The organism is Ochrobactrum sp. BTU2 (assembly GCF_024539785.1).
GTDB lineage: Bacteria > Pseudomonadota > Alphaproteobacteria > Rhizobiales > Rhizobiaceae > Brucella > Brucella anthropi.
In genome coordinates this window covers 452132-476954 of record NZ_JAHWRG010000001.1, presented here as the reverse complement: position 1 = coordinate 476954, position 24823 = coordinate 452132, and the positions used below count along the sequence as shown (strand labels likewise).

The following is a 24823-nucleotide window of genomic DNA, read 5'->3' as shown; positions in this document are numbered from 1 at the left end:
ATGAGCCAGTCCAAATCCGCGAGCATTCTCGATGCCCGCATCCTTTTACCCGCCATCGGCGATGCCTTTCGCAAGCTCAATCCCAGGAGTCTTGCGCGCAATCCGGTGATGTTCGTGGTTGCCGTCGTTTCAGCGCTTACAACTTTGCTGCTGCTGAAAGACGTCGCCACCGGCAATCCCAGTGTCGGCTTTTCATTCCAGATCGTCTTGTGGCTGTGGTTCACAGTTCTGTTTGCGAATTTTGCCGAGGCCGTCGCAGAAGGCCGAGGCAAGGCACAAGCAGACTCGCTGCGCCGGACACGAACGGAAACACAAGCTAAACTTCTGGATAGTCCCGAGGGACCAAACTGGAAAAGTGTGCCGGGAACGAGCTTGAAAGTTGGCGATATCGTTCTTGTGGAAGCCAATGACATCATCCCTTCCGACGGTGAAGTCATTGAAGGTGTCGCATCCGTCAATGAAGCCGCCATTACCGGCGAATCCGCGCCTGTCATCCGTGAATCTGGCGGCGATCGCTCTGCCGTTACAGGTGGAACACAAGTTTTGTCCGACTGGATCAAGGTACGCATCACCGCCGCGCAGGGTTCCACCTTTATCGACAAGATGATTAGGCTGGTGGAAGGTGCAGAACGCCAGAAGACACCCAACGAGATCGCGCTCAACATTCTGCTTGCAGGCATGACGCTGATATTCGTGCTCGCCGTTGTTACGATCCCTAGCTTTGCGACTTATGCAGGCGGTTATATCCCCGTCACGGTGCTGGTTGCGCTCTTCGTGACCCTGATCCCGACGACAATCGGCGCCTTGCTTTCTGCCATTGGTATCGCAGGCATGGACCGCCTCGTACGCTTCAACGTGCTTGCCATGTCCGGTCGTGCGGTCGAGGCAGCGGGTGATGTGGACACGCTTCTGCTTGACAAGACCGGCACGATCACTCTTGGCAATCGTCAGGCGACCGCTTTTGTGCCGGTCAATGGCGTAACCGAGCAAGAGCTTGCCGATGCAGCGCAACTGGCCTCGCTTGCCGACGAAACGCCCGAAGGTCGTTCCATCGTCGTTCTGGCCAAGGAAAAATACGGTTTACGTGGCCGTGACATGCAAGGTCTTCACGCCCATTTTGTACCATTCACCGCGCAAAGCCGCATGAGCGGCGTCGATATTGAGGGTTCCGTCATTCGCAAAGGCGCTGTGGATGCTGTGCTTGCCTATGTGGACCAGAATAGCCACGCCGATGAAAGAACACTGTCGGAACTACAGTCTATCGCTGACACAATCGCCAAGGCTGGCGGCACACCGCTTGCCGTCGCTAAAGATGGCCACCTTCTCGGTGTCGTGCACCTGAAGGACATCGTCAAAGGCGGCATCCGCGAGCGCTTTGCCGAATTGCGCCGGATGGGTATCCGCACTGTCATGATTACCGGCGACAACCCTATGACCGCAGCAGCCATCGCTGCCGAAGCAGGTGTGGATGACTTTCTTGCGCAGGCAACGCCAGAAAACAAGCTGTCGCTTATCCGAGAGGAACAGGCGAAGGGGAAACTTGTTGCAATGTGCGGAGACGGTACAAACGACGCCCCTGCCCTTGCTCAGGCGGATGTCGGCGTGGCCATGAATACCGGCACGGTTGCCGCGCGAGAAGCAGGCAATATGGTCGATCTTGATAGCGATCCCACCAAGCTCATTGAAATCGTTGAAATCGGCAAGCAATTGCTGATGACACGGGGAGCGTTGACGACCTTCTCCATCGCCAATGACATTGCAAAATATTTTGCGATCATTCCGGCTATGTTTCTGGCTTTCTATCCTCAGCTTGGCGCGCTCAATATCATGGGACTCTCCACGCCGCAGAGCGCCATCCTGTCGGCCATCATCTTCAATGCCCTGATTATTGTGGCTCTGATCCCGCTTTCGCTGAAAGGTGTGACCTACAAGCCGGTCGGTGCAGGTACGCTCCTCTCGCGCAATCTTCTGATCTACGGCCTCGGCGGCGTCATCGTGCCATTCATTGGCATCAAGGCCATCGATATGGCCATTACCGCCCTTGGCCTCGCATAAGGATTAACAAAAATGCTGAAACAACTTCGTCCAGCACTTGTCATGATCGTTTCGCTCACTGTCATAACCGGGTTGCTCTACCCGCTCGGCATGACAGGTATCGCCCAGGTGATCTTTCCCGCTAATGCCAATGGCAGCCTGATCGAAAAGGACGGTACAATCATTGGTTCCGAGTTGATCGGACAGGGTTTTACCGGCGACCGCTATTTTCACGGCCGCCCATCTGCGGCAGGACAAAACGGTTATGATGCCGCGAGTTCTGGCGGGTCCAATCTTGGCCCAACCAATCCAAAACTCATTGAGCGAATTAAAGCTGACGCCACCGCTCTGTCACAAGACGAAGGTTCTGCACGACCACCGATTGACCTTGTGACAACATCCGCAAGCGGTCTCGATCCGCATATTTCACCGGAAACAGCTTTCTATCAGGTGCCGCGTGTCGCAAAGGCGCGCGGGATCGATGAAGCCGCACTGCGAGAGATTGTTGAGCAACAAGTTGAAGCTCGTGAGCTCGGATTTCTTGGGGAACCGGTGGTCAATGTTCTGAAGCTGAACCTTGTTCTGGACAGGACCAGCACCAAGTAGAATAACTGGCGGCGGCATGATTTGCCGCCCTTCCTTTCAGGAGCTTTATTTGACATCGGACCCGCTTCGCTTCGGCGAGAACAGACCTTCTCCCGATGCTCTGCTTGAACAGGCGGAACGCGAAACGCGTGGCCGCCTGAAGATATTTCTCGGTGCCGCACCGGGTGTTGGTAAAACCTATGAAATGCTGATGTCCGGTCGCGCGCGCAGAGCTGATGGCATAGATGTCGTCATCGGCGTTGTCGAGACACATGGTCGAGTGGAAACCGAAGCGCTGACGGAAGGGCTTGAGATTATTCCGCGTGCGCAAGTGGCCTATCGCGGGCATCTCTTGGATGAAATGGATATAGATGCGGTGCTGGCCCGCAAACCACAACTGGTTCTTGTGGATGAACTGGCGCACACGAATGCACCGGGCAGCAGACACCCCAAACGTTATCAGGATGTCGAGGAAATTCTGGCGCGCGGGATTGATGTCTATACGACGTTCAACATCCAGCATGTCGAAAGCCTAAATGATGTTGTGGCACAGATCACGCGTATCCGTGTGCGTGAAACAGTACCCGACAGCATCATCGACCGTGCCGACGACATTGAGCTTATCGATCTCACGCCGAATGATCTCATCAAACGTCTTAATGAAGGCAAGATTTACCTACCAAAGACCGCGAAACGAGCGATCCACAATTACTTTTCTTCCGGGAATCTGACCGCATTGCGTGAATTGGCACTGCGCCGCACCGCCCAGCGTGTCGATGAGCAACTGCTCAGTCACATGCGTGCCCATGCCATTGAAGGGCCATGGGCCGCAGGCGACCGCATATTGGTTGCGGTCGACGAACGCCCCCGTAGTATATCGCTGGTTCGCTATGCACGTCGGCTTGCGGATCGTCTTCGCGCACCTTGGGCGGCCATCCATATAGAAACGGCACGGTCTGCGGGGCTTACTGAAGAAGCAAAGGACAGGCTTGCAACGGCACTGAGGCTTGCCGAACAGCTCGGCGGGGAAACCATCATCATTCCCGGTCAATCCGTCGCCGAAGACATTGTTCGCTACGCTTCAACACACAACTTTACCCAGATCGTCGCCGGAAAATCGATAAAATCGCGCTGGCGTGAGATGATTGACGGCTCCATCGCACGAGAACTGGTGCGGCTCTCCGGCGCCATCGATATTCACATAACGGCAGGTGTCGACTATGAAAACGGGGAGACCCCTCGTAAGGTAAAGACCGCCAGTCAGAAGGCAACGCCCGACATCACGCCCTATCTGATCGGTATGGTGATGACAGGAATAGCGCTTGTCACCGGCTTGCTGCTCGACCAGTTTCTGGATGTGCGCAGCATAGCACTGGTGTTCGTTGTCGGCGTTCTTGGTGTTGCGGTCACCCTTGGTCTTTGGCCAGCGCTTTTCGCATCCGTACTTAGCGCTTTCGCCTATAATTTCTTCTTTCTTTCTCCCCTCTACACGCTTTCCATCGCCGATCCTGAAAGTGTTGTGGCGCTGGTTTTCTTCCTGTTCGTGAGTTTCATTGCCAGCAATCTGGCGAGCCGGGTCCAGCGGCAGGCTGCAGCGGCACGGCAACGTGCACGCATGACGGAAGATCTATATCTCTTCAGTAAAAAGCTGGCAGGGACTGGCTCGCTCGATGATGTGTTATGGGCCACCGCATTCCAGATCGCATCAATGCTCAAGGTGCGGGTCGTGATGCTTCTCCCTGAAGGAAACAGTATAACGGTCAGAGGTGGTTATCCGCCTGATGACACTCTGGATGATGCCGATATCGCTGCAGCACACTGGACCTGGGAACACGACCTTCCCGCTGGGCGTGGTGCCAATACTTTACCGGGTGCCAAGCGGCTCTATCTGCCTCTCAAAACCGCCAGAACATCAGTTGGCGTCATCGGCCTCGACAATGATCGCATGGGGCCTATCCTCACGCCTGAACAACAGCGTCTCTTCGAGGCTTTGGCCGATCAGGCCGCAATTGCCATCGAACGCGTTCAGCTTGTCGGTGATGTGGAGCGAGCAAAACTCGCCGCCGAAGCTGACAAATTGCGTTCGGCCCTGCTCACCTCAATCTCACACGATCTGAAGACCCCGCTGGCGGCAATTCTGGGCGCAGCCACGACCTTGCGCGACTATTCCAGCTCATTGCCAGATACAGACCGTTCCGATCTCGTTGCAACCGTGGTGGACCAATCAGAGCGCTTGAACCGCTTCATCGCAAACCTCCTCGATATGACGCGGATTGAAGCAGGTGCAATGAAGCCTAATCTGTCGCTTCATTATGTTGGCGATCTCATTGGGGCGGCGCTCAATCGTGCAGCCAAGATTCTGGTTCATCATCAGGTCAACATTGCCGTTCCAGCTGATTTGCCTATGGTTCAGCTTGATGCCGTTCTGTTCGAGCAGGTCTTGTTCAATCTGTTCGACAATGCGGCGAAATATGCCCCCGAAAACACACCGATTACAATTAAGGCTCATGCTGCTCCGTCTCGTATAACACTGGAAATCAGTGATCGGGGTCCAGGTATTCCACCCGGCGATCTGGAGCGCGTGTTCGATACGTTCTATCGTGTGCGTAAAGGTGATCACGTGCAGGCCGGTACCGGACTGGGGCTTTCAATCGCTCGCGGTTTCATCGAAGCAATGGGGGGCTCTATTCGGGCCGGAAATCGGCATGAAGGCACCGGTGCCGTCTTTACAATCGCTTTGCCCGTCCCAGCTGATGAAGTTGACAAAAACTCATGAACGATCCGAAACTGAAAATTCTTGTTGTCGACGATGAACCAGCCATCCGCAAACTGTTGCGGGTCGGACTGACGACGGAAGGCTACACCGTCGTCGAGGCCGTGAATGGTGGCGAAGCCGACGAGCGTATTACGACGGAAAAGCCCGATATCGTGGTGCTTGATCTGGGTCTTCCTGACACTGATGGACATGCGCTGCTTCAACGCTGGAGAGAAACCGGCGTGACCTTGCCTATTCTCGTCCTCTCAAGCCGAACCGACGAAGCGGGGATTGTTCGTGCACTTGAAGAAGGAGCCGATGACTATGTCCCGAAACCTTTCGGTATGAAGGAACTGGCCGCGCGTTTGCGGGTCGCGTTGCGGCACAGGTTGCAACAGCAGGGAGAAAAGCCACTTTTCCAGAGTGACGGCCTAACCGTCGATCTTGTGCGCCGTATTGTGAAACTCAATGGTGAAGAAATTAAACTGTCGCCGAAGGAATACGATATCCTCCGTCTTCTCGTGCAGCATGCCGGAAAAGTGCTGACGCACCATTTTATTCTCAGCCAGGTCTGGGGGCCGGCGGCTGATGTGCAATATCTTCGCATCTATGTCCGCCAGCTGAGACAGAAGATTGAAAAATCCCCGGATCAGCCGCATTATATTCTAACCGAAACAGGCGTCGGCTACAGGCTGCGCGAAGCTGATCCTGCTCCCTGAGACAGCCGGAACCAAGGCTTTGCGAAAGCGTTGTTTGCCAAACAACCCAGAGAATTTCCAGTTTAAATTGAACTGCTGGAAATTCTCTATCTCTTTGTTTTTACGCATTATCCTACGCAAAACCACTTCGCACTTTTGCTGGAAATGCTCTAGGTAACGGAGGCAAGCGTGGTCGAGCTGGTCAACAATATCGACAATCTGGAGTTTATAATCGCCAAGGCCCGGGAGTATGACGTTCAGGTTCCCGCAACCGATGAAGAATCCGGGTCAAATGCCAGCGATGACAATGAAGTTGATATTCTCGACGCCTCACTGGCAAATCCCACCCGCAAGGAACTCTTTGCGGCTATCCGGTCCCTGAACATAGATGAGCGGCAGGAACTGCTCGCTTTGATGTGGGTTGGACGCGGAGATTTCAGTGCGGAAGAATGGGACGAAGCCCTCTCAACCGCCGCTGATCGTGACAATGGCCGTGAAGCCAAATATCTCATAGGCACACCGCTTCTCGGAGATTATCTGGAAGAAGGACTGGTTGCCCTGGGTTTTGATGTTGAAGCCTACGATAATGAATAAGAAAAATTGATGTTTCCATGCACCCTTCTGTTTTGACGCTGCCATGTCCCGGCATTAGTGTCGAAAGCAAATCGGGTTGGCTTATGCTGAACTCGAACATTCAGCACGACGGAGGACGGCACAATGCTTCAGAAAAACCTCGACCAGAAAACAGACTTCTATATTGATGGAGCGTGGCGCGCTCCGATAGAAGCCAAGACCATTGAGGTCATCAACCCCGCCAACGAAAAGCCTTATGCCGTCATCTCTGCCGGTTCCGCAAAAGACATCGACCTGGCGGTCGCAGCCGCACGCAAGGCTTTTCCGTCCTGGAGCGAAACCCCGGCGGAAGAACGCATCGGTTACATCCGACGGTTAGTGGAGATTTACGAAACCCGTCTGGACGAAATGGCCAAGGCAATTTCACTCGAAATGGGTGCACCGATTACACTTGCGCGGGAATCGCAGGCAGCGGCAGGCCTCTCGCATACCAAGGCTTTCATTGCGGCCTTCGAAAACTTCGAGTTCGAAGAGATCCTTTCTCCGAAACACCCGAACCAGACGGTCGTGCGCGAACCAATCGGTGTTTGCGGCCTCATTACGCCGTGGAACTGGCCGATGAACCAGATCGCGCTGAAAGTTATTCCAGCACTTGCGGTTGGCTGCACCGTCGTCCTGAAGCCGTCCGAGATTGCGCCGATGTCGGCCATGCTCTTTGCCGAATTTGTGGATCAGGCAGGTTTCCCGAAAGGCGTTTTCAATCTCGTCAATGGTGAAGGCACCGTTGTTGGCGAAGCCTTGTCGCAACACCCAGATGTCGACATGATGTCCTTCACCGGCTCGACCCGCGCCGGAACGGCAGTTTCGCGAGCAGCAGCAGCAACGGTAAAGCGCGTTTCGCTGGAGCTTGGTGGCAAATCGCCGAACATCGTTTTCGCCGACGCCGATCTTGAAAAGACTATGGCACGCAGCCTTGCGCATTGCTTCGAGAATACCGGACAGTCCTGTAATGCGCCGACGCGCATGCTCGTGGAGCGCTCAGTTTACGACAAGGCAGTAGACCTCGCGAAAAAGATAACAGAAGGCACGAAGGTCGGCGACCCGGCAAAGGAAGGCGATCACATCGGCCCGCTTTCCTCCTCAATCCAGTTCGAGAAAGTTCAACACCTGATCCAGAAGGGCATTGACGAAGGTGCACGGCTTGTTGCGGGTGGTACGGGACGTCCCGACGGGTTCACCGAAGGTGATTTCGTCAAGCCAACCGTCTTTGCCGACGTATACAATGACATGACGATTGCTCGCGAAGAAATCTTCGGACCGGTGCTTGCAATGATCCCGTTCGATACCGAAGAAGAAGCCGTCGCCATTGCCAACGACACTCCATACGGGCTTGCAGCCTATATCCAGACCGGTAGTCCGGAACGCGCAAAACGCGTGGCTCGCAAATTGCGCGCTGGCATGGTGCAGATCAACGGCACATCGCGTGCACCGGGAAGTCCGTTTGGCGGCTACAAGCAATCAGGCAATGGCCGCGAGGGCGGCAAATGGGGGCTGGAAGACTTCATGGAAGTAAAGCTGATCAGCGGCTGATCTTTATACTACGACAATAAAAAGCGCCGGTTAGCGGCGCTTTTTAGTTTTTTACTTGATACTCAAGCTTTCTCGATAACGCGAATGCGATGGTCCCCGCCTATATCGATGAATTGTGTCCGTGGCGGCACTTCATGAACATCGTGCGTGCCAAAGCTTTCGGGGTAGAATGCATAACCTTCCGGTGCTTGCGGTGGGCTTGTATCGTCGAGCAGCCGACCGCCCGTCAATTCCGTCATCGGATCGGGAATGGCCGAAATCAGTCTCCGTGTATAGGGATGCGTCGGGTTCGAGAATATCCGATCCCACGGTCCGCTCTCAACAATCTGCCCGAAATACATAACCGCCACACGGTCGCTCATATGCTCTACGACACTCAGATCATGGCTGATCATGATATAAGAGAGACCGAGCCGTTCTTTCAGTTCCAGCAGCAGATTGATGATCTGAGCCCGGATCGAAACATCGAGCGCCGAAACAGGCTCATCAAGCACGATAACTTTCGGATTGAGCAGCAGCGCGCGTGCTATGCCGATGCGCTGGCGTTGCCCACCCGAAAACTCGTGCGGAAAACGCTTTGCCTGCTCGGGCTTCAAACCGACAAGACGCAAAATTTCCTCGACGCGCCCATCGACTTCGCTGCGCGAGGTCACACCGTGAAGTCGCAAGGGCGCCGCCAGGGACGTATAGACTGTCTGGCGCGGATTGAGTGAAGCGAACGGATCTTGAAAGACCATCTGCGCCATCTTTGCTCGTTCCAGCCGTGACGGTTCGTCCTTTCCGGTGATCGGTCGTCCTTCAAAATAGATTTGCCCGCTCGTCGGCTTTTGCAAGCCGACGAGGGAGAGTGCAAGCGTAGATTTACCGCAACCGGACTCTCCAACAATCGAAAGACACTCGCCTTTGTTGAGGGTCAGGCTGAGATTGTTGACGGCACGCAGCAATTGCTTTGAGCGACTGAAAATGCCGCCGCTCACCGGGAAGTAAACGCAGACATCGTCGATGCGGACCAATGGTTCTGCCAGTTTGGCGGAATGCATGTCATTCATGATGGAAACACCTCACCACACCGGCATCTTCAAGTGGCGTCCAGCCCGGTTTTTGCGCACGGCAAATATCAGTCGCGCGCGTACAACGCGGCTCGAACCTGCAGCCCTTTGGAAAAGCGGAAATGGAGGGTACCACGCCTTCGATTTCCTGCAGCCGCAACTGACCTGCTTTTTGTCGTGATCCGAGCTGCGGTAGAGAGGCCAGAAGACCATGCGCATAAGGATGAGCCGGGTGGTGAAACAGGCCTGCTGTTATGCGCTGCTCGACCAAATGCCCAGCATACATGACCCCCACGCGACGACACATTTTCGCGATGACACCAAGATCATGACTAATCATCAGGACAGAAGTTCCTCGTGCAGTGCAAAGCTCTTGCATCAGACGAAGAATTTCCGCCTGAACAGTCACATCAAGCGCGGTCGTGGGTTCGTCAGCGATCAGCAAATCTGGATCACACGCGAGTGCGATAGCGATCATTACACGCTGGCGCATACCGCCAGACATCTGATGTGGATAGTTCTTCACACGTTGCTCTGGCGCAGGAACTTGAACACTGGCGAGCGCTTCGATCGCTTTGCGCTCCGCCTCGTGCCAGGTCGCACCCTGATGCAGCACGAACATTTCCGCAATCTGACGCCCTACTGGCGACAACGGATTGAGAGCAGTCATCGGCTCCTGAAAGATCATCGCTATGCGATTGCCGCGCAGCTTGCGCATTTCACGCGACGACATCGACCGCAAATCCTGCCCTTTGAAGCGTATCACGCCATCTGTTATCGACAGTGGTTTGCGCAGCAATCCGATCATCGATAGTGCAGTGATGCTCTTTCCGCAGCCAGACTCTCCAACCAGTCCGAATGTCTCGCCGGCTCCGATAGTGAACGATACGTCTTCGACCACGTTATGTTTGCTCGAACCAGAAACAATATCGATCCGGAGGTTCTCTACCTCAAGAAGTGCTTGTTCGCTCATACCTTGCGTGTCCTCATATGCGGGTCGAGCCAGTCGCGAAGACCGTCCCCGAACAGATTGAGTCCAAGCACCGTGAAGAAGATGGCCAAACCGGGAAACACGGCAGCCCAAGGCGCGTTCACGATCAACTCACGCGCATCGGTGAGCATGTTACCCCAGCTTGGATCTGGTGGACTGATCCCAAGACCAAGATAGGAAAGTGCTGCTTCTGCCAGAATTGCGTCGCCCATTCCGAGCGTACCGATCACAAGAATAGGCCCGATCATGTTTGGCACGATCTGCGTGATCATGATGCGGGCATCGCTATAGCCAAGCATCTTGGCAGCCTGAATATAGCCCTGCTTCTTTAGCGAAAGGGTGGAACTGCGCGCAATGCGGCAAGTCCAGGACCAATTCGTCAGACCAAGCGCGAGCAGAAGGCTTGGCAAACCGGGGCCGAGGACAGCCATGATTGCCAGCGCGAAGATCAGCGACGGAATTGCCAGCATGAGATTAGTCAGACCATTGACGAAATCATCCCACCAACCGCCGAAATAACCGGCAGAAATGCCAAAACACAGTCCAATAACAGTGTTGATGCACTGCGAGACGACACCAACGGTCAAAGATACTTGCGCACCATAGAGGATGCGCGAATAAACATCGCGGCCCTGTGCGTCGGTGCCGAACCAGAATTGTGCATCGGGGGGCAGTTCTGCATTCATCAGATCGGCATCGAGAACCGGATTATAGTGCGCCAGCAATGGTGCAAATACGGCAGCGCCTACGATTACGATGCACACGAACCCGCCAAATACGAGATTGAAACGGAGCTTCATGGGCTTACTCGTGGCTTATGCGCGGGTCGATAACCGCGTAGAGAATGTCAACGATCGTATTGATGACCAAAAACCACAACACGATTACGAGAATTGCCCCCTGCACCACGGGAATGTCGCGCAGCGAAACGCTATCGATCAGCAAGGAGCCAAGGCCCGGCCACGAGAATAACTTCTCCACCACCACGGCCTGCCCCATCATCGATCCGAATTGCAAGCCGATTGTCGTGATAATCAACACCAGCGCATTGCGCATGACATGCCATTTCACCAGGCGAAAGCTGCTCATGCCTTTAGAGCGGGCGGTACGAATGAAATCAGCGCCCATCACTTCAAGCACGGCTGCACGCGTTGTTCTTGCCAGCAACGCCAATGGCGCAACACCCAACGTCAGCGCAGGCAGAATGACGTTTCTGATGCCTCCATCGCCATAGCCGAAACTCGGCAACCATCCAAGTGTCAGTGCAAAGAGATACATGGCCAGCAGGCCCAGCCAGAACTGTGGTAGCGAGAGGCCCGAGACTGCGCCTATCATCGTCACACTGTCGAGAAGGCTTCCGGGTTTAAGTGCCGCGAGAAACCCAAGCGGTACGCCTATCAGGATCGCAAACCCCATAGCTGCAAAAGCGAGCTTCAATGTTGGCCACATGCGCTCCTGAATAAGCGAGACAACGGGCTGTCTTGATCGATAGGACGTACCGAGATCAAACTGTGCCAGTTGAACCAGATAATTGCCGAAACGCACATGGACAGGCTTGTCGAGGCCAAATTCCTGAGTGATCTTTTCGACCATCTTCGGGTCGTTCATGCCCTTGCCATTGGCAATTAGGCCAGAAGCGATGCTGCCCGGAACAACACTGAAAATGACGAAGATCAGCAGCGATACAGCGACAACCGTCGGTATCATCTGCAAGATGCGCCGAAAAATAAAATAGAGCACATGGTCCTCCTTTCGGATCAGCGTAAACTACGCTGGAGCAAAGGGGATCAGAGGCCCGCCCGATAACGAGCGGGCCGATCCAGATCAGCCAGAATTAGCGACCGGACGGAACCGTGTCATCAACCCACAGCTTTTCATAGGACTGAACGGCGAGCTCCGCCGAGTTTGGCTGCAGGCCATGCAACCATGGCTGATGTGCCATGACAGCCTTATTGTAGTTGAAGAACCAGACCGGCGCTTCTTCCTGCAACAGGTTGTTGGCCTTCTTCAGAAGCTCGTTCTTCTCTTCTTCAGTTTTCGCCACCTTTGCCTCATCGACAATCTTGTCGAATTCTGCGTTCGAGAACTTCTGGTAGTTACACGCAGATTGTGGGGTCGTGGAATAGAAGCACTGCATCGCCGTCAGTGCATCCGGACCGCTTTCGAGCGACCACATATAGGCCTGGAAATTGCCAGCCGGAACTACATCCGCAAGCACTGACGCTTCGACCGGCTTTGCCTTCACCTTGATACCGACCTTGGCGAGCATCGGAATGATCGCTTGAACGATGGTCAGGCCCCAACTCTCGTTTTGCGTTGCTGTCAATTCGAATTCGAAGCCGTCGGGATACCCAGCTTCAGCAAGCAAAGCTTTTGCTTTTTCAGGGTCATACGGATAAGGCTTCGCATCCTTGTCGAAGGCTGGCGATGAGTTTGGCAGCCAACCAACAGCACGATAGGCCTTGTCCTTGACGAGACGCTTGATGATGAGATCGCTATCGATGGCGTAGTTGATTGCCTGACGAACGCGCTTGTCCTGGAACGGCTTGAAATCCGGATTAAAGCCGACGGCGCGCGTATATACCTCAGCTACCTCGACCATATTCTTTGCCAGTTCAGGATCGGCAAGATAGGCGGTATATTGTGCCGGCCCGAGCACGGCTACGTCGATCTCCTTGTTGCGGAACGCAACGTCGCGCGCGGCCGCATCACCCATGATCATGATATTGATCTTGTCGGCGTAGGGCTTGCCCTTTTCGTAGTACTTGTCCCACTTCTCCACTGTCAGGCGAGAGCCAGGAACATATTCCGCAAACTTATAAGGTCCGAGACCAATCGGGTGGCGCTGAAACTCTTCGCTATCCCCCTCACCTGCCGGGTAAATGGCAGTGTTGTTACGCATGAACTGGAAGCCCGGATCAATTGGCTGTTTCAGCGTGATTTCGAGCGTATGGTCATCGATCTTCTTCAGGCCGGAAATTTCCTTGGCCTTGCCCTGCGTATATTCCTCCGCCCCTTTGATTTCGGCGATGTAACGTGCCGGTGGGAATGCCTTTTTCGGATCCATGATCCGGGTATAGCTCCAGATAATGTCGTCTGCCGTCAAAGGCTTGCCATTGTGGAAAAATGCATCCTGACGAAGCTTGTAGGTATAGACGAGCCTGTCGTCGGACACAGTCACATCGGTTGCAAGACCGAGTACCGGTTTGTTGAGATCAGCATCCCAATCATAGAGCGTACGGTGAATCGCCTTGGCGTAGAACTCGTCTTGTGTGGCAGGCGATGCTTGAATATCGAGCGTCGAGAAGCTGTCGCCGTAGGGCGCGACAAAATTGATGACGCCTCCCGAACGTGGCTCGTCCGCCGCGTAAGCCGCCGTTCCGGCCAGCAGGACTGCAGACAGCGCTGCCAGCAAAGCAAATTTTCTCATGTTGTTCCCCTTCATAAATGTCATTCTTGCGATTCAGATGAACCGTTCTTCGGACAGCTCTGTCGAAACCTCGCTGCCCGAAATCGCCCCGAAGCGTTTACGCTTCAATTCTTTTTATTGCCCCCGGAAACCGGGAGCATTTAACTCACGACCGTTCGAATACGACCTCACCGTCACGCATGGTAAGAACACAATGCGTGTCATTGAGAATCTCTTCCGGCTTCGCGGTAAGCATATTGCGTGAAAAGACCGCAATATCAGCAACCTGCCCAGGTACAAGCTTGCCCTTCACATTCTCCAGCTTCTGAGAGAAAGCACCGAACTCCGTATAAACTTGCAGGGCCTCTTCGATGGTCACGCATTCGCGGGTATCCATCACCGTTCCCTTACCCGTTTCGCGCGTAAGCATCGAATAGATGTTTGGATAGGGGTTCGGATGGCAGACCGGTGAATCACTGCCAGTCGCAGGCTTGAAACCCAGATCCTTCCAGGTTTTCAGCGGGTAGCTTGAAATTGCGCGTTCCTCGCCAAGAACAGAAATATAGGCGTCACCGAAATCGTATATGAAGACCTGTTGCGGACAAGGATAAATCCCGGCTTTCTTCATCCGCTCATGCTGTTCCGGCGTGGAGAACCCGCAATGTTCGATACGATGGCGGCGATCTGGATCGGGATGCGCTGCGAGTGCCTTTTCATAGGCTGTAATAAGCTGTCCAATCGCTGCATCGCCGATAGCGTGGCAAGCCAACTGATAACCCTTTTTATGGGCATCGAGCACCAGCGCTTCCAGTTCTGCATCCGGCAATATCTGGACACCGATATTATCGTCGTCGCCGAGATACGGCTTGCTCATCCATGCAGTGCGTCCGCCCGCCGATCCATCAAGGAAAATCTTGACGGCACCGACTGTCAGCATGTCATCGCCGACACCGGAAACAAGTCCTGCTTTGTAGCATTCTTCGACAATGGAAGGTCCCGGATCGCCGAGCAGCACGAGCCAGGTGCGCACCGGCAAGCGCTTGTCGAGTTTGGCGAGGTTGTAGGCACGGATTTCATCGAAGCCTGCGACCTGACCGACAGCGGCGTCCATAACGCTGGTGATGCCATAGGAAAGGAGAAGATTGCCTGCAGCCTCAATGGCCTCGATCATCTCTTCCGTCGTTGCCTTGGGGATCGCTTTGCGGACGGCGCCTTGCGCATTTTCTGCAACCATCCCCGTCAAAGTACCATTCTTCTGCTCGATCAAGCCGCCATCTGGCACCGGGGAATTTTCGTCAATACCCGCCAGTTCAAATGCCTTCGAATTGAAGATCGAGACGTGGCCACATGCGCGTACCACCATGACGGGATTGTGTGGAGCAACAGCATCAAGCTCCGATTTATGCGGGTGCCGACCGACATCGAGCTTCGTCTGGTCATAGCCGCGTGCTCTGATCCATGCGCCGGGAGGTGCGGAAGCAGCCTGTTCCCGAATGGCGTCAAGCAGGCTTTGCAATGTCGGCGCCGCTTGCGGCGTCGCATCAATCCACTTGAGTGTCAACCCAATCGAAATGAGATGCAGGTGAGCGTCATTCAGCCCGGGTGTGGCAAAGCGTCCTTTCAGATCGATCAAACGCGTATTATCGCCCTTCAAAGACCAGATTTGATCCTTGGTGCCCGTAGCGAGCACCTTGCCTTGCCAGATGGCCAGGGCTTCGACTGTGCCCTCTTCATATCCACACCAGATCGCACCGTTATATACTATGGTATCGGCACACAATTTGGGCATTACAGGCATTTCAGCGATCCCCTCCCTACTTCACGCTTTTATAAGTGCAGGGAGATTTCCATTGATGCTTTGAACGATCAAGCCGTGGATTTGTTAAATTTCGTGGGAACAAATTGTTCAAAATGACAACTACACGGTCAATCTGCCGAAACTTTTGAAAAAAGACCGGCATCCGCTTGGCAAAATGATAAAAGGTTTCCACCATAATGATAGCTGCCGCGCTCACCTGTCAGCAATCGCAGCTTATAAATGTTTGCGAAAAAGCGAAACATGAGCGGCGGTCACTCGTGAGGGTGTCGCATGTTCCGGAACGATCTGGATCAACCACGTACCCCCGGACTCGTTCCTTGACGGCTGTTGAGACCAGCACAATTAGCCGTCAAGGGATGGGGTGAACAGGGCGTTCTCGTCAGCACGACCACGACGCCCTGGAAAATGAAGATCAACCTGTCAATATGTCGATCCGGGCGAGCGATCCGCCAATTGTTCGGGTGTCAGCAAATCTGCATGATGAGCACGCGCAACATCAGGATGGGACCGGAGGCGACTTTTTAGATTGTTCGCACCAACTTCACGGAAGATCGGGTTCAGCGTGTCGACAGTCACACCGCGCTCCTTGGTCTTCAACTCATCTGGCAAATCGATAACCGGAATCGTCGCGTCGTATCGAGCACCGAGAAAGAAGGCGACGGAAAAGCGTTCCACACCGGCTGGCGGCGCGACAACGCCATGCACATCTGCCCGCACGAATCCATTGGTGGCAAGTTCAAGCAGTTCTCCCGTATTGATAACAAAAGTGCCGGGAACCGGAGGTGCATCAATCCATTCGCCATCTTCCCGCTGAACGCGCAGGCCGGGGATGATATCTTGCAGCAACACAGTAACGAAACCGCCGTCCTTATGCGCGCCCACTCCTTGCTCACTTTCCGCTATATCGCGCCCCGGATAACGGATAATCTTCAGGAGTTGGGATGGATGCGGCTCATAAATCTGGGCGAAAAAGCCTTCCGGCTGCCCCAAAGCCGCGGCGATGGCCTTGAGAATATCAATGCCAACGCGTGTCACCTCGGCCTGATAAGCAAGCAGCAACGGCTTAAGTTCGGGCAGTGCTTCCGGCCACTGGTTCGGGCCGATCAAACGCTTCCATGCCGGGCTATTCGGACCGATCTCGGCAGGTTCTGATTCCGTATTGATATCGAGCTGTTCGCGCCAATCCTGCTCGCCACGTGTCCGTTCGAGGCCAGCACGATTGTAACCGCGGAAATGCGATGACTTCACCATTTCTATCTTGAGTTTTTCTTCCGTTGGAAGTGCGAAGAACGTCTTCGCCGTTGCAACCACGTCCTCCACGAGTTTCGGATCGACGCCATGTCCCGTGAGATAGAAAAAGCCATGTTCGTGAAGAGTGCGGCGCAGCTCCTCAATGAAACTGTCGCGCTCCTCAGCACTGCCGTTGAAACGGGACAAGTCAAGCAGAGGCAGATTGATTGGGGTGGTATGTATAGTCATTGGAAGCTCCTGAAAAACTCTCAGCGGGAACGACGGCTGCGCGCCACACGGTGATTGACAAGACGGGCGGCGTAGTCGCCCGTGATCTGGATGGATTGCACGATCGCAACCAGGATGATGACGACGGCAACCATGACTTCCGGCATGAAGCGTTGATATCCGAAGCGAATTCCGAGATCGCCAAGTCCACCGCCGCCGACTGTTCCTGCCATCGCCGAGTACCCGACCAAGCTGACTAGCGTAACCGTTTGCCCCGCAATGATCCCGGGTAGCGCTTCAGGCAAGAGCACCTTGAAGATGATCTGAATTGGTGTTGCGCCCATGCTTTCCGCAGCCTCGATCAGGCTGTGGTCCACCTCACGCATCGCCGTTTCGGCAAGCCGTGCGTAAAGAGGTGTGATGGCCGCGGTCAGTGGCACGATGGCCGCATAGGTGCCAACAGTTGTTCCGGCAATCAGGCGCGTCAAGGGAATGATCGCCACCATCAAAATGATGAATGGCGTGGATCGAACCAGATTGACGACAGTACCAGCAATACGATTGAAGACCGGTCGTTCAAGAAACTGGCCCGGACTGGTAACAACCAGTGCAACACCGAGCGGCAGGCCAATTAATGTCGACAGAGTGGCAGATGCGGCCACCATAATGGCCGTCTGCTTCAGCGATTCAAGCAAGAGCCCGACGAGTGCCGGCGGAAGCAGATCGGACAACATGACCGATGACCTCTCCATGAAGATTGAGTGAAGACAGATAATTGCGGACGTCGGTAAGATCGGTGGAACCACCCTCAGCGACGAGTGTCATGACGCCCAGTGGTCTGCCGCCGATATAGTCTATACGCCCGTGCAATATGTTCGGATTTATCCCAAAGCGCTGCACGAGTGTCGCAACGACCGGCGCATGCGCGGCTTCACCGGAAAAGATAATGCGTAGAACCGGATCCGACCCAACAACTGGTTGTGGAAGCACCCGCTGCGATACTTCCGGCGGGAGGTCGTGGGCGACGATGCTAGCCAGAAATGACCGGGCGATCGGTGTTTGCGGAAAGGCGAAGACGTCGAAGGTCGCTCCGTTTTCAACGACTTTGCCGCCATCAAGAACCGTCACGTGGTCTGCGATCTGGCGCACCACGTCCATTTCATGCGTTATGAGCACAATCGTCAGCCCCAGTCGCCGATTGATATCTTTCAATAACGAAAGAATTTGCTCCGTGGTTTCGGGATCAAGCGCCGACGTCGCCTCATCCGACAGCAAAACGCTCGGCTCCAGAGCCAATGCGCGCGCGATACCCACACGCTGTTTCTGACCACCAGACAGTTCCGATGGATAAGCATCGGCCTTTCCCTTGAGGCCCACCAGATCAAGCAAATCGTTCACGCGGGTTCTTATGGTGCTGCGATCAACGCCTGTGAGCTCCAGTGGCAGGGCTATGTTGCCAAAAGCAGTTCGTGAAGACAGAAGACTAAAATGCTGAAATATCATTGATACTTCACGACGAACCTGTCGCAATTCGCCTTGACGCAACGTTGTGATCTCTCGCCCGGAAACAACGACTTGTCCTCCGGTTGGGTGCACCAGACCATTCAGGCAACGCACGAGCGTGCTTTTTCCAGCGCCTGAACGACCAATGATTCCGTGAATGGTTCCCTTGGCGATTTGAAGCGAGACATTGTCGATGACCGGACCGGCCTTCTTGTCATAGGTCTTTGTCAGCGAACGTATATCGATGATTGACGGTGCCGGGTTTGTATCGTCCGGTACGGCGTTCGACACCGGTCCGCTGCGTACGAGCACGTTCATGTCACCAACCCGCTACGATATTGCCATTGAACTTCTCCTCGATGAAGGCTTTGACATCAGGAGATTTATAAGCCTCGACAAGCGTCCTGACCCACGGGGCATCCTTGTTCTTTCCCGCGACAGCAAGCAGGCAGAAATAATCGGATAACTGGTCTTCGATCAGGATCGCATCACGGGTCGGAACCAGCCCGGCACTCAGCGCAAAATGTGAAGTGATGACGGAAAAATCCACGTCTTCCAGCGACCGCGGAAGCTGGGCCGTTTCCATCGGTATGATTTTGACCTTTTTCGGATTATCGACAATATCGAGTTCTGTTGCGTTGAAAGTTACACCCGGCGTAAGCTCGATAACGCCGCCAGCTTCAAGAAGCTTCAAGGCACGGCCTGCATTGCTCGGATCGTTGGGAATGGAGATTTGTGCGCCCTCTGGCAGCTCACTTAGAGATTTGTACTTGCGTGAGTAACCAGCCATTGGCAGCAAGACAGTACGTCCGCCAACAGCAACGAGATTGAGACCTCGATCCTTGTTCTGTTGATCGAAGTAAGGTGTATGCTGAAAGCCATTGGCGTCGAGATCGCCATCATTTGTCGCCGGGTCGATCAGTGCACCGTCCGAAAACTCCACAATCTCGATATCCAGTCCCTTTGCCTTGGCAACGGGTGCGAATGCTTCGGCGATTTCAGCATGCGGCCCCGACGTCACACCAAACCGGATTTTTTCCGCAAGCGCCGGTGAAGCGACGAGCGCTGAGAAAAGTGCCGCGGAAACTGCGCCGCGCAAAAATGAAACTGAATGCATCTTGTTTTCCCTGTAGTGATTTTCGGGCGCGCCTATGATGCGGTGCGCCAATTGTGCTCATTATTCCACTGGACCAGCCGTGAAGCGGCCTCCCGCAGCGTTTCTTCGCGCTTGGCGAAACAGAAACGGACGTGGCTGCGCACATCGCGTGCACCAAAAAAAGATGAGATAGGAACCGGGGTTACACCCGCTTCAAGCGTCAACCGTCGGCAAAAATCGAGATCGTCACCGCCATGATCGAGCGACTTTATATCGGCCACCGCGAAATAGGTGGCATGGACAGCTACGACATCAAAACCCGCAGATTTCAGCCCTTCAACCAGCAGATTCCGTCGCGATGCCAGCGTCGCTCGAAGGCCGAAAAAGTAGCTATCAGGTAACGAAAGCCCAACCGCAACCGCCGACTGCAATGCTGGCGGCGTGGTGAAAGTGACATACTGGTGGGCGCGAGCGATCGGAGCCAGAAGTTTTTCGGCGGCTGTCACATAGCCGACCTTCCATCCTGTCAATGAAAAGCTCTTTCCGGCGGAACCAATTCGCACGACACGGTCGCGGACTTTCTCAACACCGAACATAGAATGAAACGGGTGACCGTCGAAGACGAGATGTTCGTAGACCTCATCCGAAACGATCACGAGATCATGCTTGATCGCAAGTTCGGCGAGAAGGTCCAGCTCATCTGGATCCAGTATCTTGCCGATTGGGTTCATCGGCGTATTGACAACAATGAGTTTCGTCCGTGGAGAAATGGCTTTTACCAGCTCCTCTCGCGGTAGTTCCCAATGAGGCGGTTTCAGCCGTACCGGCACCACCTTCCCACCTGCGCGGCGGATAAGCGTAGCGTAAGCATCGTAAACCGGCTCGAACAGGATAACCTCGTCGCCCGTATCCAGATGCGCCAGAAAAGTATCGGCGAGCGCTTCCGTAGCGCCGGACGTAACTAGAACTTCCCTTTCCCAGTCTACGTCTAGACCGAGAAATCGCTTTGCGTTTTCTGCGACAGCTTGGCGGAGAACCGGCAGCCCCATCATGGGCGGATATTGTTGTGAAGTTTCACGAAGAGCGCGAACAGCGGCATCAAGGAGTTCAGGCGGTTCAAAGCCTTCTGGAAACCCCTGCCCCAGATTGATGGCTTCACGCTCAACAGCAAGCCGCGACATCGCCTCAAAAATAGACGTCCCCGCCTCGCCGAGTACCTGATTGACCATCGAAGCTCCCCTGTTGCAATCGAATTCACGGGGAGAAAGATAAAGCCTACAAAATTAGTGGACAAAGCATGGACTTGCCATCCTCGAACGAGCGAGAGAAAGCTTTTTCAAATTCTGCCGGACGTGAAACAGTTTTACGTTCCACAATCGCAACTACTTCCAAATCACGCCGCCGCCCGGCTGTGGCGATTTCGCCAGAGCTCTTCGGCTTTCTCGAAAAATTGCGCATGGCTTTCGTTGTCTGCGGCGGCGGCCGTCATCATCGCCATGGCAGCCGTCGCAACGATTGTATTTTCTGCGCGTTTGTCCGTTGCCGCGCCAGACCAGATGCCATACCAGTATTCGAATGAACTGAAGCTCGAATGCTTGTCACCACTTTCCTTGGAAAGGGTCGGAAGCAATAAATCTGTTTCACGACCATTAAGAAGCCTATGGATCGTATGCGTTCGATGCGGAACTAACTCGGCAACGTCCCGGCTGGTCGAAACTACCGAAATAGAAGGCATATCAAGAAGTACGCCCGCATCGCGGTGTAACTCACGATATGTGGGCTGTGTAACACCCAAAAACGATGCCTTGAGATTCATCGGATTGAGCAAATGAACGAGGCTATTCATAGATGAACGCGACTCGAACAGTGGGTAAAGCGCCATCAGCGCATGAATCTGAGGAGCGAAACCGGCCAACGGCATAAAACAGATGCCATGCGCTCTTAATGCACCTTCTGCGAGCGAATGTGATGTCGCGATCGGGAGATTGATAGCTTCGGCCGCTATCTCAAGCTTGCCCGAGATTTCACCTGTGCCACAATTACCGTGTAAGACAACAGGATAACCAGCCCGCGCGACCAGCAAGGCTGAAAGCATGAACCACGGTGACTGCACAGAATTCGGCGATAGATAAGCTGGCCAATCCAGCGCTGGCATGTTCAAGCCCGCGTCCATGGAATAAATTCGTCTCGCTGCTCGCGTTATGCCAGCAAGTTCAGGTGCAGTTTCCCCACGATAGTGAATGAGCCGGAGCAACGCACTGATCTGCATTGGATCGGCATTACCCGTAAAAATCGTCGTGAATGCATCGTCAGCCTCAGACATCTCGAGCGGACGGGTGTGCCCGGCTTTTCGCCCTACAACAGCGATATATTTCGCTAGTCGTCTGGCCGGATCGTTTTCGTCCTGGATGTTAGCGAACTGTGCTGCAAGCTGCTCCGGTGTCGGATGGTTTTCGAGCTCAACGACCTTACGGATTCCGAGCGGCGGCGGTGTTACAATGGCGCTTCGCTTCCACCCGTGATGCCCGGTACAGCTCGACTTCGGCAATTCGGTAAAGTCCAAACTCAACAGCGTTTCGGCCTCATTCGCCAACCGCCGTAGACGCCCACGGAGCGCTTCGGCTTTTGGTGTAGCCACCATGTTTCGGCCGGAGCGAACCAGAATGGGGTCGTTGAACTTTCCGCGAATCTGTCCGAGCAGTCGGCTCATAGCCGCAATGCTTAAGCCCATCTGTTTGGCAGCACCGCCAACACTGCCTTCCACAAGAAGTGCATCAAGAGCGATAAGCAAGCGCAATTGTCCCAAACGAAGGCTTTCACTCTCACCTTTCTCCGTTTGTTGCTGCGTTTTCACCTGCTTGTCCGACATCACTTTCTTGCCCGTCCATTTGCGGTTTTTGAAATTTAGAACGCTTATAAAACATCACGATTGACGTCATCCGACAGCCATACATAAGGAGACTTGAAAACTCAACTTTAAACGGTGACGAAAATGACCAGCTTGTTTCGGGGATTGTGGGCCGATGGTACACAAAACAGGCGTTTGGCCAGCAAATCGCTCATTTATCGGGCGATCCTAGCGGGGACGTGTCTTTCCACAACGCTACTTCTGAGCGAAATGAATGCCATCGCGCAAACCGCGATCAACGCTGCGGAAGAGGCAACTTCAGACGAAGCTGGCACCAAGAAGAAAAAGACAACGGAAGCGGGCATCGAAACGACCGCTGATGGAGCTGTCAAACTTAATCAGATTGTTGTCACGGCAACAGGGTTCGAACAGAACATCACCGACGCTCCGGCAAGCATCACTGTCGTTCCTGGCGAAGAGCTGGAAAAAGGCGCCTATCGCGATCTGACCGATGCTCTGAAAGACGTTCAGGGCGTCGCGGTGACAGGTCCAGCGGCCGAGCGCGACATATTCATTCGTGGTCTTCCTGGTTCTTATACTTTGCTGCTCGTTGACGGGAAGCGCCAGAGCACGCGCGATGCCCGCACCAACGGCAACTCCGGTTTCGAGCAGAGCTTCTTACCGCCAGCGAACGCAATCGAACGGATCGAGGTCATTCGTGGCCCCATGTCTTCGCTCTACGGATCGGACGCGATGGGCGGCGTTATCAACGTGATCACCAAGAAAGTATCGGACACCTGGAGCGGTTCTTTCTCTGTAGACGGCACGGTTCAGCAGCATTCCAAATTCGGAAATTCGTTGCAGGGGTCTTACTACATGACCGGGCCGCTGGTCCCGAACCTCGTCGGTGTTCAGGTCTGGGGACGCGGTCTCAAGCGGCAGGAAGACAATATCGTCAGCGGGACGCCAGAACAGAAAGATATCGACATCACCGGTCGCGTTACAATCACGCCGAATGAAGATCATGATATCATGCTCGAGCTGGGCAAGACTCGCCTTCGTCGCGACGCCACCGTCGGCAACACGGCGGCATCGGGCTCGGATTCCTACAACTACAATGATCGCGATCATTGGTCGATCAGCCATACCGGTCGCTGGGGACCCACAACGTCGGAATTCTCATTCCAGCAAGAATGGGCAGAACGCACCAATTTCAATTGGGACAACAAGACCAAGAGATACGTCGAGAACCTGCGTTCGCCGCATATCCGTAATTCGGTACTCGATGGCAAGTTCACAACTCCGTTCGAATTCTACGGTAATCACACGCTGGTAACCGGTGGACAGTTTTCGCAATCGGTGCTGACCGATCAGAACCCAGGACGTCGTACCGGATTGGATGAAGAGTTCAGCGTTCGCCAGTGGGCACTCTTTGCAGAAGATGAATGGTGGATCACGCCAGACTTCGCCCTGACAGGCGGTCTGCGTATGGACGACCATGAGATTTATGGCTCGCATTTCAGCCCACGCGGCTATGCCGTCTGGCACGCAACTGAACAACTGACGTTCAAGGGCGGTATCTCCACCGGCTTCCGTGCACCGGAACTCCGTACTATCGCCCCGGGATATGCTTATACGACGGGCGGCGCGGGATGCTCGTATGGTCCAAACGGCACCTGCGGCGTAATCATCGGCGATCCAGATCTGCAGCCTGAAAAAAGCACAAGCTATGAAGCGAGTGTTCTCTGGGACAACCAGTCTGGCCTTCGCCTCGGCGCAACCTATTTCTACACGGATTTCAAGGACAAGATCAGCAATGCGCTGGTGACGGATGCCAATGGTAATCCAATTCGCTGGAGCGAAGATCCGAACTATCGTCTCTGGTACAGCTTCAATATCGATGAAGCCGTCATGCAAGGTGTGGAGTTAACCTTCAACTGGGAAGCAACCGACACAATTACCGTGCGCGGCAACTATACCTACACCGACTCCGAACAGCAGACCGGTGACTACAAGGGCTTGCCTCTGACACGTACGCCGAAGCACATGGCCAGCTTGCGTGCAGATTGGATAACGCCGGTTGAAGGCTTGAGTGCATGGGCCAGCGGCAACTACCACGGCGAAGAAACCAATGCGGGTGCGCGTATCGGCACAGCCGGTGAACCCGTCTACAGGAACGGCAAGGTAGTCGCTCGCAAATACAAGCCCTATGCAACCTTCGATATCGGCGGTTCATATGACTTCAGCGAGAATGTCACTCTGAACGCTGCCGTCTACAACGTCTTCGACAAGAAAGTAGATGTCGATGACTTCAATACAGTCGTCGATGGTCGTCGCCTCTGGGTCGGCATGACTTCCCGCTTCTAGTATCACAACAAAAAGACGCCTGCCCGCAATGGCTGGCGTCTTTTCCAT

General features: G+C 54.4%; 19 protein-coding genes. 7 read left to right on the top strand and 12 right to left on the bottom strand.

Going from position 1 to position 24823, the window contains the following annotated elements:
- The 6 genes from kdpB (at position 1) to KWJ32_RS02240 (ending at position 8235) form a co-directional block, all read left to right on the top strand.
- Positions 1–2055, top strand: a complete 2055-nt coding sequence (kdpB, locus tag KWJ32_RS02265; RefSeq protein WP_012093145.1) for a potassium-transporting ATPase subunit KdpB — start codon at positions 1–3, stop codon at positions 2053–2055.
- Between the two features lie 12 nt (positions 2056–2067).
- Positions 2068–2640 (top strand): potassium-transporting ATPase subunit KdpC, encoded by a 573-nt coding sequence (gene kdpC / locus KWJ32_RS02260; protein ID WP_012093146.1) that lies wholly within the window; start codon positions 2068–2070, stop codon positions 2638–2640.
- Between the two features lie 49 nt (positions 2641–2689).
- Positions 2690–5395: a sensor histidine kinase KdpD gene (locus tag KWJ32_RS02255; protein WP_151609492.1), complete on the top strand. Its 2706-nt coding sequence runs from the start codon at positions 2690–2692 to the stop codon at positions 5393–5395.
- Entirely contained in the window at positions 5392–6093 is a 702-nt protein-coding gene (locus KWJ32_RS02250; protein ID WP_010658966.1) for a response regulator transcription factor, read from the top strand. The genes KWJ32_RS02255 and KWJ32_RS02250 overlap by 4 nt, the downstream gene beginning before the upstream one ends.
- A 168-nt stretch (positions 6094–6261) precedes the next feature.
- Positions 6262–6666 (top strand): DUF3775 domain-containing protein, encoded by a 405-nt coding sequence (locus KWJ32_RS02245; protein WP_012093148.1) that lies wholly within the window; start codon positions 6262–6264, stop codon positions 6664–6666.
- A 123-nt stretch (positions 6667–6789) separates the two neighbouring features.
- Positions 6790–8235 (top strand): aldehyde dehydrogenase family protein, encoded by a 1446-nt coding sequence (locus tag KWJ32_RS02240; protein ID WP_012093149.1) that lies wholly within the window; start codon positions 6790–6792, stop codon positions 8233–8235.
- A 62-nt stretch (positions 8236–8297) separates the two neighbouring features.
- On the opposite strand, the gene KWJ32_RS02235 is transcribed toward KWJ32_RS02240, so the two are convergent.
- The 12 genes from KWJ32_RS02235 to KWJ32_RS02180 form a co-directional block, all read right to left on the bottom strand.
- Positions 8298–9284, bottom strand: coding sequence for an ATP-binding cassette domain-containing protein (locus tag KWJ32_RS02235; RefSeq protein WP_010658969.1), 987 nt, complete (start codon positions 9282–9284; stop codon positions 8298–8300).
- Positions 9277–10257 carry an ABC transporter ATP-binding protein gene (locus tag KWJ32_RS02230; protein ID WP_010658970.1) on the bottom strand — a complete coding sequence of 327 codons (981 nt, stop codon included), beginning with the start codon at positions 10255–10257 and terminating at the stop codon, positions 9277–9279. The genes KWJ32_RS02235 and KWJ32_RS02230 overlap by 8 nt, the downstream gene beginning before the upstream one ends.
- A complete protein-coding gene (locus KWJ32_RS02225) occupies positions 10254–11075 on the bottom strand; it encodes an ABC transporter permease (protein WP_012093150.1) in 822 nt (273 codons plus the stop codon). Before KWJ32_RS02225 ends, KWJ32_RS02230 begins: the two co-directional genes overlap by 4 nt.
- Before the next feature lie 4 nt (positions 11076–11079).
- On the bottom strand, positions 11080–12015 hold the full coding sequence (locus KWJ32_RS02220; RefSeq protein WP_012093151.1) for an ABC transporter permease: 936 nt from the start codon (positions 12013–12015) through the stop codon (positions 11080–11082).
- Between the two features lie 94 nt (positions 12016–12109).
- Entirely contained in the window at positions 12110–13705 is a 1596-nt protein-coding gene (locus KWJ32_RS02215; protein ID WP_036587364.1) for an ABC transporter substrate-binding protein, read from the bottom strand.
- Positions 13706–13850: 145 nt separating this feature from the next.
- Complete coding sequence (locus tag KWJ32_RS02210; protein WP_125301137.1) at positions 13851–15482, bottom strand: amidohydrolase; 1632 nt, start codon at positions 15480–15482, stop codon at positions 13851–13853.
- Between the two features lie 441 nt (positions 15483–15923).
- Positions 15924–16982 (bottom strand): 2-oxoglutarate and iron-dependent oxygenase domain-containing protein, encoded by a 1059-nt coding sequence (locus KWJ32_RS02205; protein ID WP_012093154.1) that lies wholly within the window; start codon positions 16980–16982, stop codon positions 15924–15926.
- A gap of 20 nt (positions 16983–17002) precedes the next feature.
- Entirely contained in the window at positions 17003–17695 is a 693-nt protein-coding gene (locus tag KWJ32_RS02200; protein WP_012093155.1) for a methionine ABC transporter permease, read from the bottom strand.
- On the bottom strand, positions 17649–18782 hold the full coding sequence (locus KWJ32_RS02195; RefSeq protein WP_012093156.1) for a methionine ABC transporter ATP-binding protein: 1134 nt from the start codon (positions 18780–18782) through the stop codon (positions 17649–17651). The genes KWJ32_RS02200 and KWJ32_RS02195 overlap by 47 nt, the downstream gene beginning before the upstream one ends.
- A gap of 1 nt (position 18783) precedes the next feature.
- Positions 18784–19581, bottom strand: a complete 798-nt coding sequence (locus KWJ32_RS02190; protein ID WP_012093157.1) for a MetQ/NlpA family ABC transporter substrate-binding protein — start codon at positions 19579–19581, stop codon at positions 18784–18786.
- 32 nt (positions 19582–19613) lie between these two features.
- Entirely contained in the window at positions 19614–20789 is a 1176-nt protein-coding gene (locus KWJ32_RS02185) for an aminotransferase (protein ID WP_012093158.1), read from the bottom strand.
- 164 nt (positions 20790–20953) lie between these two features.
- Complete coding sequence (locus KWJ32_RS02180) at positions 20954–22429, bottom strand: glycosyl transferase family protein (RefSeq protein WP_012093159.1); 1476 nt, start codon at positions 22427–22429, stop codon at positions 20954–20956.
- 123 nt (positions 22430–22552) lie between these two features.
- Here KWJ32_RS02180 and KWJ32_RS02175 point away from each other — a divergent pair, with 123 nt between their 5' ends.
- A complete protein-coding gene (locus tag KWJ32_RS02175; protein WP_012093160.1) occupies positions 22553–24775 on the top strand; it encodes a TonB-dependent receptor in 2223 nt (740 codons plus the stop codon).
- Positions 24776–24823 lie beyond the last annotated feature (48 nt).

What these genes read in the sequence shown, in the direction of transcription:
- kdpB (WP_012093145.1), top strand. Translation starts at nt 1, where the DNA reads ATGAGCCAGTCCAAATCCGCGAGCATTCTCGATGCCCGCATCCTTTTA.
- kdpC (WP_012093146.1), top strand. Translation starts at nt 2,068, where the DNA reads ATGCTGAAACAACTTCGTCCAGCACTTGTCATGATCGTTTCGCTCACT.
- KWJ32_RS02250 (WP_010658966.1), top strand. Translation starts at nt 5,392, where the DNA reads ATGAACGATCCGAAACTGAAAATTCTTGTTGTCGACGATGAACCAGCC.
- KWJ32_RS02240 (WP_012093149.1), top strand. Translation starts at nt 6,790, where the DNA reads ATGCTTCAGAAAAACCTCGACCAGAAAACAGACTTCTATATTGATGGA.
- KWJ32_RS02235 (WP_010658969.1), bottom strand. Translation starts at nt 9,284, where the DNA reads ATGAATGACATGCATTCCGCCAAACTGGCAGAACCATTGGTCCGCATC.
- KWJ32_RS02230 (WP_010658970.1), bottom strand. Translation starts at nt 10,257, where the DNA reads ATGAGCGAACAAGCACTTCTTGAGGTAGAGAACCTCCGGATCGATATT.
- KWJ32_RS02225 (WP_012093150.1), bottom strand. Translation starts at nt 11,075, where the DNA reads ATGAAGCTCCGTTTCAATCTCGTATTTGGCGGGTTCGTGTGCATCGTA.
- KWJ32_RS02215 (WP_036587364.1), bottom strand. Translation starts at nt 13,705, where the DNA reads ATGAGAAAATTTGCTTTGCTGGCAGCGCTGTCTGCAGTCCTGCTGGCC.
- KWJ32_RS02210 (WP_125301137.1), bottom strand. Translation starts at nt 15,482, where the DNA reads ATGCCTGTAATGCCCAAATTGTGTGCCGATACCATAGTATATAACGGT.
- KWJ32_RS02205 (WP_012093154.1), bottom strand. Translation starts at nt 16,982, where the DNA reads ATGACTATACATACCACCCCAATCAATCTGCCTCTGCTTGACTTGTCC.
- KWJ32_RS02200 (WP_012093155.1), bottom strand. Translation starts at nt 17,695, where the DNA reads ATGTTGTCCGATCTGCTTCCGCCGGCACTCGTCGGGCTCTTGCTTGAA.
- KWJ32_RS02195 (WP_012093156.1), bottom strand. Translation starts at nt 18,782, where the DNA reads ATGAACGTGCTCGTACGCAGCGGACCGGTGTCGAACGCCGTACCGGAC.
- KWJ32_RS02190 (WP_012093157.1), bottom strand. Translation starts at nt 19,581, where the DNA reads ATGCATTCAGTTTCATTTTTGCGCGGCGCAGTTTCCGCGGCACTTTTC.
- KWJ32_RS02185 (WP_012093158.1), bottom strand. Translation starts at nt 20,789, where the DNA reads ATGGTCAATCAGGTACTCGGCGAGGCGGGGACGTCTATTTTTGAGGCG.
- KWJ32_RS02180 (WP_012093159.1), bottom strand. Translation starts at nt 22,429, where the DNA reads ATGTCGGACAAGCAGGTGAAAACGCAGCAACAAACGGAGAAAGGTGAG.
- KWJ32_RS02175 (WP_012093160.1), top strand. Translation starts at nt 22,553, where the DNA reads ATGACCAGCTTGTTTCGGGGATTGTGGGCCGATGGTACACAAAACAGG.